Raw genomic sequence first — 12,222 nt, 5'->3', positions numbered from 1 at the left:
CGACATGGCAAAGAACCTGATTCTGTGGCTGATCATCGCGGCGGTACTCGTCACCGTGATGAACAACTTCTCCAGCCCGAGCGAGCCGCAGACGCTCAACTATTCGGACTTCATCCAGCAGGTGAAGGACGGTAAGGTCGAGCGCGTGACCGTGGACGGCGCGGTCATCACTGGCAAGCGCCAGGACGGTGACACCTTCAAGACCATCCGCCCGGCCATCGCCGACAACGGCCTGATCGGCGACCTGGTCAACAACAACGTCGTTGTCGAAGGCAAGCAGCCCGAGCAGCAGAGCATCTGGACTCAGCTCCTGGTGGCCAGCTTCCCTATCCTGGTGATCATCGCCGTCTTCATGTTCTTCATGCGCCAGATGCAGGGTGGCGGCGGTGGCCGCGGCGGCCCGATGAGCTTCGGCAAGAGCAAGGCGCGCCTGCTGTCGGAAGACCAGGTGAAGACCACCTTCGCCGACGTCGCCGGTTGCGACGAGGCCAAGGAAGAGGTCAGCGAACTGGTGGAATTCCTCCGCGATCCGGGCAAGTTCCAGCGCCTGGGCGGTCGTATCCCGCGCGGCGTGCTGATGGTCGGCCCGCCCGGTACCGGTAAGACTCTGCTCGCCAAGGCCATCGCCGGCGAAGCCAAAGTGCCGTTCTTCACCATTTCCGGTTCGGACTTCGTGGAAATGTTCGTCGGCGTGGGCGCCTCGCGCGTTCGCGACATGTTCGACCAGGCCAAGAAGCACGCTCCCTGCATCATCTTCATCGACGAAATCGACGCCGTCGGTCGCCATCGTGGCGCCGGCCTGGGTGGCGGTCACGATGAGCGCGAGCAGACCCTCAACCAGTTGCTGGTGGAGATGGACGGCTTCGAGATGAATGACGGCATCATCGTCATCGCCGCGACCAACCGTCCGGACGTGCTCGACCCCGCGCTGCTGCGTCCGGGCCGCTTCGACCGCCAGGTGGTGGTTGGCCTGCCGGACATCCGCGGTCGTGAGCAGATTCTCAAAGTACACATGCGCAAGGTTCCGCTGGGCGACAACGTCGATCCGGCCGTGATCGCGCGCGGTACACCGGGCTTCTCCGGTGCCGACCTGGCCAATCTGGTCAACGAGGCCTCTCTGTTCGCTGCCCGTTCCAACAAGCGTATCGTCGACATGCGCGAATTCGAACTGGCCAAGGACAAGATCATGATGGGCGCCGAGCGCAAGACCATGGTCATGTCCGAGAAAGAGAAGAAGAACACCGCGTTCCACGAAGCCGGCCACGCTATCGTTGGCCGCCTGGTTCCGGAGCACGATCCGGTCTACAAGGTTTCCATCATTCCGCGCGGCCGTGCCCTGGGCGTGACCATGTTCCTGCCGGAAGAGGATCGTTACAGCCTGTCCAAGCGCGCTCTGGAAAGCCAGATATGCTCGCTGTTCGGTGGCCGTATCGCCGAAGAGATGACCCTGGGCTTCGAAGGGGTTACCACCGGTGCCTCCAACGACATCATGCGGGCCACCCAACTGGCGCGGAACATGGTGACCAAGTGGGGCCTGTCGGAAAAGCTCGGTCCGCTGATGTACGCGGAAGAAGAGGGCGAGGTGTTCTTGGGTCGTAGTGCCGGTAGCCAGCACGCCAACGTGTCCGGCGAAACCGCCAAGCTGATCGACCAGGAAGTGCGCCGCATCATCGACGACTGCTACGGCACCGCCAAGCGTCTGCTGGAAGAGAATCGCGACAAGCTCGACATGATGGCCGACGCGCTGATGAAGTACGAAACCATCGACGCCGATCAGATCGACGACATCATGGCCGGTCGTACCCCGCGCGAGCCGCGTGACTGGCAGGGGGGCAACTCCGGCTCTTCCGGCAACGCAGCCGCGCCCCGTGATGAAGGTCGCCAGGAAAACCCCATTGGCGGGCCTGCCGGCGAACACTGAGAGCACTGAATGAGTTCGTTGTACCACCCGACCCGGTTGCCTTGCGGCAACCGGGTTCTTGATTTAAGCCGCCCGCACGTCATGGGCATCCTCAATGTCACTCCCGACTCCTTCTCCGACGGCGGGCGCTTCAATCGGCATGATGCTGCATTGCGCCATGCGGCGGAGATGGTCGCGGCCGGCGCCACACTGATCGATATCGGCGGCGAGTCGACCCGTCCCGGCGCTCGCGTGGTTTCGCCCACCGAGGAGTTGGAGCGCGTCGCGCCGGTGGTCGAGGCGATTGCCCGCGAGCTGGATGTAGTGATCTCGGTGGATACCTCCGCCCCGGCGGTGATGCGTGAAACCGCTCGTCTCGGGGCAGGCTTGATCAACGATGTGCGCTCACTGCAGCGTGATGGAGCCCTGGATGCCGCTGTGGACACGGGGCTTCCGGTTTGCCTGATGCATATGCGCGGCGAGCCGGGAAACATGCAGGACGATCCGCGTTATCCGAATATCCTCCAGGAGGTTCACGATTTCCTCGAGGAGCGCATCGCCGTCTGCGAAGCCGTGGGCATTGCCCGGGAACGGATCGTCATCGATCCTGGCTTCGGTTTTGCCAAGACGCAGAGTCATAACCTGAATCTGTTCCGGCAGATGGAGTGCCTGATGTCGTTGGGCTGTCCATTGCTGGTCGGTGTCTCGCGCAAGAGCATGGTCGGGCGCGCGCTCGGTCGTGAGGTGGGCGAGCGCCTGTACGGCAGCCTGGCCCTTGCGGCTCTGGCGGTCGCCAAGGGAGCCAGCATCATCCGCGTCCATGATGTCGCCGAGACGGTGGATGTGGTTCGAATGATTCACGCAGTGGAAAGTGCAACAGAAGAGGGGATGTCCGCATGAGCAGGAAGTATTTTGGTACCGATGGAATTCGCGGACGCGTAGGCACCCCGCCGATCACCCCAGACTTCGTGCTCAAGCTGGGCTGGGCCGTGGGCATGGCTTTCCGTCAGCAAGGCAAATGTCGCGTCCTGGTGGGCAAGGACACGCGGATTTCCGGCTACATGTTCGAGTCCGCGCTGGAGGCTGGCTTGTCCGCCGCCGGTGCCGACGTGATGCTGCTCGGCCCCATGCCGACCCCGGGTATCGCCTATCTGACCCGTACCTTCCATGCGGAGGCGGGCATCGTTATCAGTGCCTCGCACAATCCGCACGACGACAACGGCATCAAATTCTTCTCCGGCCAGGGCACCAAGCTGCCGGACGAGGTGGAACTGATCATCGAGGAGCTTCTCGATGCGCCGATGACGGTCGTCGAGTCCGCCCGCCTGGGCAAGGTCTCGCGGATCAACGATGCCGCCGGCCGCTACATCGAGTTCTGCAAGAGCAGCGTGCCATCGAACACCAGTTTCGCTGGTCTGCGTATCGCGCTCGATTGCGCCCATGGTGCTACTTACAAGATCGCTCCCAACGTATTCAGGGAACTGGGTGCCGAAGTGTTCGTCATCGGTGCGGAGCCAAACGGCCTGAACATCAATGACAAGTGCGGCTCCACCCATATGGGGGCGTTGCAGGAGGCCGTGCTGGCCCATCATGCGGATATCGGCATCGCCTTCGACGGCGACGGCGACCGGGTGATGTTGGTCGATCACACCGGCACCATCGTCGATGGTGACGAGATTCTCTACCTCATTGCGCGTGACATGCTTGATCGTGGCAAGCTGCACGGTGGCGTGGTAGGGACACTGATGAGCAACCTCGGGCTCGAGCTCGCTCTGCAGGAACTGCACATTCCCTTCGCCCGCGCCAAGGTAGGGGATCGCTACGTGATGTCCGAGCTGCAGTCGCGCAACTGGCAGTTGGGTGGAGAGAATTCCGGCCATGTTGTCTGTTGCCAGCACACCACGACCGGCGATGCGATCATCGCCGCGCTGCAGGTGCTGATGGCGCTGAAAACCCGAGGTCAGAACCTGGCTGAGGCGCGCATGGGCATTCGCAAGTGTCCGCAAGTGCTGATCAACGTGCGCTTTGCTGGTGGCGGGGTGGACCCGTTGGAGCATCCGGCGGTGAAGGAAGCCTGCGCCAAGGTGACCGAAGAGATGGCCGGTCGTGGTCGGGTGCTGCTGCGTAAATCCGGCACCGAGCCACTGGTGCGGGTGATGGTCGAAGGCGACGAGGAAGCACGCGTGCGCGCCTATGCCGAGCAGCTGGCGAAAGTGGTTACAGAGGTATGTGCTTGATTTCTCTTGTCAGTTCCAAAAGCGTCGAGTAATATCTGCGCCCACTTTGCTCAGCGAGGTACAGCATGCGTCGACCCTTGGTGGCCGGTAATTGGAAAATGCACGGTACCCGCTCCAGCGTAACGGAGCTGATCAAAGGCCTGCGTCAACTGGCTCTTCCCACGGGTGTCGATGTGGCGGTGTTTCCGCCTTGTCTGTACATCAATCAGGCTGTTCAAGGTCTGAATGGAAAGGCGGTTGCCGTCGGTGCGCAGAATTGCGCGGTTGAGCCGATGCAGGGCGCCCTGACAGGGGAAGTTGCAGCCAGCCAGTTGGCGGATGCGAGCTGTTCCCTGGTGCTGGTCGGTCATTCCGAGCGTCGCCTGATTCTGGGTGAGAGCGATGGTGTGGTCAGTCGCAAGTTTGCGGCGGCTCAATCGTGTGGCCTGATTCCGATCCTGTGCGTGGGGGAAACCCGTGAGCAGCGTGAGGCGGGCAAGACTCTTGAGGTTGTCGGGCGCCAGTTGGGCTCGGTAATCGAAGATCTCGGTGTCGGGGCTTTTTCCCGCGCCGTTGTGGCTTACGAGCCGGTGTGGGCGATTGGGACGGGGCTGACCGCTTCTCCCGAGCAGGCCCAGGAAGTACATGCGGCGATTCGCTCGCAGATCTCGGCGGAAAACGCAGAGGTGGCAAGCGGCCTTCGTCTCCTGTACGGCGGCAGCGTCAAGGCAGCCAGTGCTGCCCAGCTGTTCGCGATGCCGGATATCGATGGGGGGCTCATTGGTGGGGCTTCCCTGAATGCGGATGAGTTCGGTGCGATCTGTCGCGCCGCAGGAAACTGAAGATGTTGGAAACAGTTGTAATCGTGATTCACCTGCTGATGGCGCTGGGTCTGGTTGTGCTGGTCCTGCTTCAGCAAGGCAAGGGTGCCGACGCCGGTGCGTCGTTCGGTGCAGGTGCTTCGGCCACCGTTTTCGGTAGCCAAGGTTCTGCTACCTTCCTGAGCCGCTTTACTGCTATACTCGCTGCGGTTTTTTTCATTACCAGCTTGGGTTTAGCGTATTTTGCTAAAGAAAAAGCTGATATGATTCGTCACGCTGGGCTTCCTGATCCGGCAGTGATGGAGCAGAAGCAGGAACAAGCTCCGGCAGCTAGCGATGTGCCGGGCGCGCAAGGGCAACCTCAAGCCCCTGCAGGCGGTAACGGCGACGTTCCGGCGGCTCCTGAGCAGAAGTAAGCAGGCAAGAGTTTTTGCCGAGGTGGTGGAATTGGTAGACACGCTACCTTGAGGTGGTAGTGGCCATAGGCTGTAGGGGTTCGAGTCCCCTCCTCGGTACCATATACGAAAGGGCCCGCAGTGCGGGCCTTGTCGTTTCGGAGTTTCGGTTGACCTTCAAGGGGCTCAACCGTATAATTTCGCACCAGCTTTGACGCGGGATGGAGCAGTCTGGTAGCTCGTCGGGCTCATAACCCGAAGGTCGTTGGTTCAAATCCAGCTCCCGCAACCAGTTTGGCAGAGCCCCTTTTCAGGGGCTTTTTGCTAGCTGGACAGTCCGCGCCGCCGGTTCAGGGCGGTCCTTAAGGGATGGGCGTTTCGCCCATTTTTTGTTTCTACAGCATACGCGAGGCGATCAGGTGTCGAGCAAGCTAGAACAGTTGCAGGCCTTGTTGGCCCCTGTAGTAGAAGCGCTCGGCTATGAGTGCTGGGGCCTGGAGTTCATTTCCCAAGGTCGCCATTCCCTGCTCCGGGTTTATATCGACCGTGCGGAAGGCATCCTGATCGACGACTGCGAGATCGTCAGTCGTCAGGTCAGTGGCATCCTCGACGTGGAAGACCCGATCAGTGGCGAATACACCCTGGAGGTGTCGTCGCCCGGTATGGATCGGCCGCTCTTCACGCTCGAACAGTTCGCCCGCTATGTCGGCGAGCAGGTGAAGATCAAGCTGCGCACGCCCTTCGAACGGCGGCGCAATTTCCAGGGCATTCTCCGTGGTGTGGAGGAGCAGGATGTGGTGGTCCTGGTGGACGACCATGAATACCTGCTGCCGGTCGACTCGATCGACAAGGCCAACATCATTCCCCGATTTGAGTGAGCCGCCAGAGCGCGGATTCCAATGGATTGAAAGGCGAGGCGTACGATGAGCAAAGAAGTACTGCTGGTTGTTGAGTCGGTATCCAACGAGAAGGGTGTTCCGCCTGGCGTGATTTTCGAAGCGCTGGAGCTGGCCCTGGCAACCGCGACCAAAAAACGTTTCGAGGACGACGTTGACCTGCGCGTGGAAATCAACCGCGCCAACGGCAACTACGAAACCTTCCGTCGCTGGACCATCGTCGAAGACGAGGATTACTCCAATCCGGCGTCTGAACTGACCGTCGAAGACGTGCAGGAAGAGCACCCCGGCATGAAGGCCGGTGAAGTCATCGAAGAGAAGATCGAGTCCATCGAGTTCGGCCGCATCGCCGCACAGACCGCCAAGCAGGTCATCGTGCAGAAGGTTCGCGAAGCCGAGCGCGCTCAGGTGGTCGACGCCTACCGCGAGAAGGTCAACGAGATCATCTCCGGCACCGTCAAGAAGGTCACCCGCGACAATGTGATCGTCGACCTGGGCAACAACGCCGAAGCGCTGCTGGCCCGCGACCAGATCATCCCGCGTGAAACCTTCCGCGTCGGCACCCGCGTGCGTGCCCTGCTGAAGGAAATCCGCAGCGAGAACCGCGGCCCTCAGCTGATCCTGTCGCGTACCGCGCCGGAAATGCTGATCGAGCTGTTCCGCATCGAAGTACCGGAAATCGCCGAGCAGCTGATCGACGTGATGGCCGCCGCCCGTGACCCGGGTTCGCGCGCCAAGATCGCCGTTCGCTCCAAGGACAAGCGTATCGACCCGCAGGGTGCCTGCATCGGTATGCGTGGTTCCCGCGTCCAGGCCGTCTCCGGCGAACTGGGTGGCGAGCGTGTGGACATCGTCCTTTGGGATGACAACCCCGCGCAGTTCGTGATCAATGCCATGGCTCCGGCCGAAGTGGCGGCGATCATCGTCGACGAAGATACCCACACCATGGATATCGCCGTTGCCGAAGACAACCTGGCCCAGGCCATTGGCCGTAGTGGCCAGAACGTACGTCTGGCCAGCCAGCTCACCGGCTGGACCCTGAACGTGATGACCGAGGCCGATATCCAGGCCAAACAGCAGGCTGAAACTGGCGACATCCTGCAGCGTTTCGTCGACGAGCTGGATGTCGACGAAGAGCTCGCCCAGGTACTGGTGGAGGAAGGCTTCACCACCCTGGAAGAAATCGCCTACGTACCGATGGAAGAGATGCTCAGCATCGACGGCTTCGACGAAGACATCGTCAACGAGCTGCGCTCGCGCGCCAAGGATCGCCTGCTGACCAAAGCCATCGCCACTGAAGAAAAACTTGCCGACGCCCAACCTGCCGAAGACCTGCTCAGCCTCGATGGTATGACCAAAGAGCTGGCCGTGGACCTGGCGCTGCGCGGTGTAACCACCCGTGAAGATCTGGCCGAGCAATCGATTGACGATCTGCTCGACATCGACGGCATGGATGAAGAGCGTGCTGGCAAGTTGATCATGGCCGCCCGGGCCCATTGGTTCGAGTAAGCATTCGCGGCCTGAGGAGAGAAGTGCATGACGCAAGTCACGGTGAAAGAACTGGCCAAGACGGTCGATACGCCGGTGGAGCGCCTGCTGCAGCAGATGCGCGAAGCGGGCCTACCCTATAACAATGCCGAGCAGGTAGTGACCGACAGCGAGAAGCAAGCGCTGCTGGCCCACCTGAAGGGCAGCCACGGTGACCGCGCGGATGAGCCGCGCAAGATCACCCTGCAACGCAAGACCACTTCGACCTTGAAAGTCGCTGGCAGCAAGACCGTCAGCGTCGAGGTTCGCAAGAAGAAAACCTACGTCAAGCGCGATCCTGAAGAGCTCGAGGCCGAGCGCCAGCGTGAGCTGGAAGAGCAGCGTGCCGCTGAAGAAGCTGTGCGTCTGAAGGCTGAGGAAGAGGCCCGTCAGCGGGCCGCTGAGGAAGAGGCCCGCCGCCAGGCGGATGCCGCTCGCCAGGCTGCCAGCTCTGCGCCTGCCGCTGCTGCGGTTGCTGCCGACGCCCCGCGCGCCGCGGCTCCTGCTCCGGCTGCGCCGGTCGCTGCTGCTCCTGCTGCGGACGACCGCAAGAAGGAAGAGCCCCGCCGTGCGCCCAAGCGCGACGAGGAAGACGAGCGCCGCGATCGCAAACATGCCCAGCATCGCCCGTCGATCAAGGAAAAGGAAAAGACCACCGCGCCGCGCGTCGTGCGCAGTGGTGGTGACGACGACGACAGCTTTGGCCGTCGCGGCGGTGGCCGTGGCAAGGGCAAGCTGAAGAAGCGTAACCAGCACGGGTTCCAGAGCCCGACAGGACCGATTGTGCGTGAAGTAAATATCGGTGAGACCATCACCGTGGCCGAACTGGCTGCGCAGATGTCGGTGAAGGGCGCTGAAGTCGTCAAGTTCATGTTCAAGATGGGCACCCCGGTGACCATCAACCAGGTACTCGACCAGGAGACCGCCCAGTTGATCGCCGAAGAGCTCGGCCACAAGGTCAAGCTGGTCAGCGAGAACGCCCTGGAAGAGCAACTGGCCGAGTCGTTGAAGTTCGAAGGTGAAGCCGTTTCCCGTGCGCCGGTCGTGACCGTGATGGGCCACGTCGACCACGGCAAGACCTCGCTGCTCGATTACATCCGTCGTGCCAAGGTGGCAGCTGGCGAAGCCGGTGGCATCACCCAGCACATCGGTGCCTACCACGTGGAAACCGACCGCGGCATGGTCACCTTCCTCGACACCCCTGGCCACGCTGCGTTCACCGCGATGCGTGCCCGTGGTGCCCAGGCGACCGACATCGTCATTCTCGTGGTGGCCGCGGACGACGGCGTGATGCCGCAGACCCAGGAAGCCGTGCAGCACGCGAAAGCCGCTGGCGTGCCGATCGTGGTCGCGGTGAACAAGATCGACAAGCCGGACGCCAACCCGGACAACATCAAGAATGGCCTGGCCGCTCTGGATGTGATCCCGGAAGAGTGGGGTGGCGATGCTCCCTTCGTCCATGTATCCGCCAAGGTGGGTACCGGCGTCGACGAGTTGCTCGAAGCCGTGCTGCTGCAGGCTGAAGTACTCGAACTCAAAGCCACTCCGTCGGCTCCGGGCCGTGGCGTGGTGGTCGAGTCCCGTCTGGACAAGGGCCGTGGCCCTGTAGCCACTGTACTGGTTCAGGATGGCACACTGCGTCAGGGCGACATGGTGCTGGTCGGCGTCAACTACGGGCGCGTCCGTGCGATGCTCGACGAGAACGGCAAGCCGATCAAGGAAGCCGGTCCGTCGATTCCGGTCGAGATCCTCGGCCTGGACGGCACCCCGGATGCCGGTGACGAGATGACCGTGGTCGCCGACGAGAAGAAGGCCCGCGAAGTCGCTCTGTTCCGTCAGGGCAAGTTCCGCGAAGTGAAACTGGCTCGTGCCCACGCCGGCAAGCTGGAAAACATCTTCGAGAACATGGGCCAGGAAGAGAAGAAGACCCTCAACATCGTCCTCAAGTCCGATGTCCGTGGTTCGCTGGAAGCCCTGCAGGGCTCGCTCAGTGGCTTGGGCAACGACGAGGTGCAGGTTCGCGTGGTCGGCGGCGGCGTCGGTGGTATCACCGAGTCCGATGCCAACCTGGCGCTGGCCTCCAACGCGGTGCTGTTCGGCTTCAATGTTCGTGCTGATGCGGGTGCGCGCAAGATCGTCGAGACCGAAGGCCTCGACATGCGTTACTACAACGTGATCTACGACATCATCGAAGACGTCAAGAAAGCCCTGACCGGCATGCTCGGCAGCGATGTTCGCGAGAACATCCTGGGTATCGCCGAAGTGCGTGACGTGTTCCGTTCGCCGAAGTTCGGCGCGGTCGCCGGCTGCATGGTCACCGAGGGTCTGGTGCACCGCAACCGTCCGATCCGTGTGCTGCGCGACGACGTGGTGATCTTCGAAGGCGAGTTGGAATCCCTGCGTCGCTTCAAGGATGACGTCGCCGAAGTGCGTGCCGGTATGGAATGCGGTATCGGCGTGAAGAGCTACAACGACGTTCGCGTCGGCGACAAGATCGAAGTGTTCGAGAAGGTCGAAGTCGCTCGTACTCTGTAAGGGTATTCGAGCGTGAACGCAGCGCCCGGGCCAGCTTGAAAGCTGCCCCGGGCGTTTGCCGCTTTCAGGCCCGGAGCCTTCTGGCTCGGGTAAGCAGGTTAGGAAAATGGCCAAAGAGTACAGCCGTACCCAGCGTATCGGCGACCAGATGCAGCGCGAACTGGCGCTGCTGATCCAGCGTGAAATCAAGGACCCCCGTCTGGGCCTGGTGACTATCACCGGCGTCGACGTGGCCCGTGACCTGTCCCATGCCAAGGTGTACGTCACCGTGATGGGCCAGGATGACAACGCCGAAGTGGTGAAGCAGAACACCAGCATTCTCAACGATGCCGCGGGCTTCCTGCGCATGCAGTTGGGCAAGGCGATGAAGCTGCGCACCGTGCCGCAACTGCACTTCAGCTATGACGCCAGTATCCGCCGTGGTGCCGAGCTGTCGGCGCTGATCGAGCGCGCAGTGGCAGCCGATCGCCGTCATGGCGGCGATGCCGAGGAGTAACGCGTGGCCCAGGTGAAACGCATTCGCCGTGCGGTCAACGGCGTGCTGATTCTCGACAAGCCGCGTGGCATGAGCTCCAACCAGGCCCTGCAGAAGGTGCGCTGGCTGCTCAATGCCGAGAAGGCCGGCCATACCGGCAGCCTCGACCCGCTGGCCACCGGTGTCCTGCCGCTGTGCTTCGGCGAGGCGACCAAATTCTCCCAGTACCTGCTCGATGCCGACAAGGGCTACGAGACCGTCGCCCAACTGGGCGTGACCACCACCACCGGTGATGCCGAGGGTGAGGTCCTAGAGCAGCGCGAGGTGACCATTGGTCGGGACGCCATCGAGGCCATGCTGCCACGCTTCCGTGGCGACATAGAGCAGGTGCCGCCGATGTACTCGGCCCTGAAGAAGGACGGTCAGCCGTTGTACAAGCTGGCTCGTGCAGGAGAGGTAGTGGAGCGCGAGGCGCGTTCTGTTACTATTGCGCGCCTGGATTTGCTCGCCTTCGAGTCGCCCTGTGCGACGCTGGCCGTTTCCTGCAGCAAGGGCACCTATATCCGCACCCTGGTCGAAGACCTCGGCCGCGAACTTGGGTGTGGTGCACACGTTGCCGCCCTGCGCCGGACCCAGGCCGGACCTTTCCAGCTGAACCAGTCGGTGACGTTGGAGGCGCTCGAGAAAGTCCATGCCGAGGGCGGCAACGAAGCCCTCGACCGTTTCCTGCTGCCGGTGGATGCCGGCCTGGAACACTGGCCGCTGTTGCAGCTCTCCGAGCACAGCGCCTATTACTGGCTGCATGGCCAGCCAGTACGCGCTCCCGAAATGCCGAAGTTCGGCATGCTGCGGGTGCAGGATCACGAAGGTCGCTTCATCGGCATCGGTGAAGTGGTCGAAGACGGGCGCCTGGCGCCGCGTCGACTGATTCGGTCGTAAGGCCGGAACCGAGGGTGGCTGTCAGCAGGCACGGTCACTCCTCTTACTATGAACACAGGGAGAAGTCCCTGGCCTGTTACCTCAGAGGAAGCCCCATCATGGCACTGAGCGTCCAAGAAAAAGCCCAGATCGTTAACGAGTACAAGCAAGCTGAAGGCGACACCGGTTCCCCGGAAGTGCAGGTTGCACTGCTGTCTGCCAACATCAACAAGCTGCAGGACCACTTCAAGGCCAACGGCAAAGACCACCACTCCCGTCGTGGCCTGATCCGTATGGTCAACCAGCGCCGCAAGCTGCTGGACTACCTGAAGAGCAAGGACACCTCTCGTTACAGCGCCCTGATCGGTCGCCTGGGCCTGCGTCGCTAAGACGGCAAGCCTGAAGTGGGAAGCTGGGAGTCCGGGGTCGTTGGGCGGTGTATACCGCTCATCGGCTCTGGCTCCCGGCTTTCTCGCTTTTATAGGGAATGAAAACGGGTCCGACTCCCGGCATTTCCACAATTTCCCCCAAGGCAACTA

At 62.0% G+C, this 12,222-nt stretch carries 11 protein-coding genes and 2 tRNA genes; all 13 read left to right on the top strand.

Annotated features, from left to right (window positions below; all coding sequences use genetic code 11):
- The first annotated feature begins 4 nt into the window (after positions 1-4).
- The 13 genes from ftsH to rpsO all read left to right on the top strand — a co-directional run bounded on the left by ftsH (position 5) and on the right by rpsO (position 12,072).
- Positions 5-1,921: an ATP-dependent zinc metalloprotease FtsH gene (gene ftsH / locus A9513_RS20200; protein ID WP_065085391.1), complete on the top strand. Its 1,917-nt coding sequence runs from the start codon at positions 5-7 to the stop codon at positions 1,919-1,921.
- Between the two features lie 9 nt (positions 1,922-1,930).
- The gene (gene folP / locus A9513_RS20195) at positions 1,931-2,800 is read left to right on the top strand and encodes a dihydropteroate synthase (protein ID WP_065085390.1); all 870 of its coding nucleotides are present in this window, start codon (positions 1,931-1,933) and stop codon (positions 2,798-2,800) included.
- A complete protein-coding gene (glmM, locus tag A9513_RS20190) occupies positions 2,797-4,137 on the top strand; it encodes a phosphoglucosamine mutase (protein WP_024765318.1) in 1,341 nt (446 codons plus the stop codon). The genes folP and glmM overlap by 4 nt, the downstream gene beginning before the upstream one ends.
- Before the next feature lie 65 nt (positions 4,138-4,202).
- Positions 4,203-4,958, top strand: a complete 756-nt coding sequence (gene tpiA / locus A9513_RS20185; RefSeq protein ID WP_024765319.1) for a triose-phosphate isomerase — start codon at positions 4,203-4,205, stop codon at positions 4,956-4,958.
- Positions 4,959-4,960: 2 nt separating this feature from the next.
- On the top strand, positions 4,961-5,353 hold the full coding sequence (gene secG / locus A9513_RS20180; RefSeq protein WP_024765320.1) for a preprotein translocase subunit SecG: 393 nt from the start codon (positions 4,961-4,963) through the stop codon (positions 5,351-5,353).
- Positions 5,354-5,369: 16 nt separating this feature from the next.
- Positions 5,370-5,455: transfer RNA gene (locus tag A9513_RS20175), tRNA-Leu, on the top strand.
- A 92-nt stretch (positions 5,456-5,547) separates the two neighbouring features.
- Positions 5,548-5,624: transfer RNA gene (locus tag A9513_RS20170), tRNA-Met, on the top strand.
- A gap of 127 nt (positions 5,625-5,751) precedes the next feature.
- Entirely contained in the window at positions 5,752-6,210 is a 459-nt protein-coding gene (rimP, locus tag A9513_RS20165) for a ribosome maturation factor RimP (RefSeq protein ID WP_024765321.1), read from the top strand.
- A gap of 45 nt (positions 6,211-6,255) precedes the next feature.
- Positions 6,256-7,737, top strand: a complete 1,482-nt coding sequence (gene nusA, locus A9513_RS20160) for a transcription termination factor NusA (RefSeq protein ID WP_038803375.1) — start codon at positions 6,256-6,258, stop codon at positions 7,735-7,737.
- A 27-nt stretch (positions 7,738-7,764) separates the two neighbouring features.
- Positions 7,765-10,290, top strand: a complete 2,526-nt coding sequence (infB, locus tag A9513_RS20155; protein WP_065085389.1) for a translation initiation factor IF-2 — start codon at positions 7,765-7,767, stop codon at positions 10,288-10,290.
- A gap of 106 nt (positions 10,291-10,396) precedes the next feature.
- Positions 10,397-10,786 (top strand): 30S ribosome-binding factor RbfA, encoded by a 390-nt coding sequence (gene rbfA / locus A9513_RS20150; protein WP_024765327.1) that lies wholly within the window; start codon positions 10,397-10,399, stop codon positions 10,784-10,786.
- Between the two features lie 3 nt (positions 10,787-10,789).
- Positions 10,790-11,704 carry a tRNA pseudouridine(55) synthase TruB gene (truB, locus tag A9513_RS20145; protein WP_037014352.1) on the top strand — a complete coding sequence of 305 codons (915 nt, stop codon included), beginning with the start codon at positions 10,790-10,792 and terminating at the stop codon, positions 11,702-11,704.
- Positions 11,705-11,802: 98 nt separating this feature from the next.
- Complete coding sequence (gene rpsO / locus A9513_RS20140; RefSeq protein ID WP_017518939.1) at positions 11,803-12,072, top strand: 30S ribosomal protein S15; 270 nt, start codon at positions 11,803-11,805, stop codon at positions 12,070-12,072.
- The last annotated feature ends 150 nt before the right edge of the window (positions 12,073-12,222 follow it).

Source organism: Pseudomonas sp. AU12215, assembly GCF_001675465.2.
GTDB classification, from domain to species: Bacteria; Pseudomonadota; Gammaproteobacteria; order Pseudomonadales; family Pseudomonadaceae; genus Pseudomonas; species Pseudomonas nitroreducens.
Note: the sequence above shows the minus strand (reverse complement) of the source record. Positions and strands in the feature narration are given on the sequence as shown.

What these genes read in the sequence shown, in the direction of transcription:
- rbfA (WP_024765327.1), top strand. Translation starts at nt 10,397, where the DNA reads ATGGCCAAAGAGTACAGCCGTACCCAGCGTATCGGCGACCAGATGCAG.
- nusA (WP_038803375.1), top strand. Translation starts at nt 6,256, where the DNA reads ATGAGCAAAGAAGTACTGCTGGTTGTTGAGTCGGTATCCAACGAGAAG.
- tpiA (WP_024765319.1), top strand. Translation starts at nt 4,203, where the DNA reads ATGCGTCGACCCTTGGTGGCCGGTAATTGGAAAATGCACGGTACCCGC.
- infB (WP_065085389.1), top strand. Translation starts at nt 7,765, where the DNA reads ATGACGCAAGTCACGGTGAAAGAACTGGCCAAGACGGTCGATACGCCG.
- folP (WP_065085390.1), top strand. Translation starts at nt 1,931, where the DNA reads ATGAGTTCGTTGTACCACCCGACCCGGTTGCCTTGCGGCAACCGGGTT.
- glmM (WP_024765318.1), top strand. Translation starts at nt 2,797, where the DNA reads ATGAGCAGGAAGTATTTTGGTACCGATGGAATTCGCGGACGCGTAGGC.
- secG (WP_024765320.1), top strand. Translation starts at nt 4,961, where the DNA reads ATGTTGGAAACAGTTGTAATCGTGATTCACCTGCTGATGGCGCTGGGT.
- ftsH (WP_065085391.1), top strand. Translation starts at nt 5, where the DNA reads ATGGCAAAGAACCTGATTCTGTGGCTGATCATCGCGGCGGTACTCGTC.
- rpsO (WP_017518939.1), top strand. Translation starts at nt 11,803, where the DNA reads ATGGCACTGAGCGTCCAAGAAAAAGCCCAGATCGTTAACGAGTACAAG.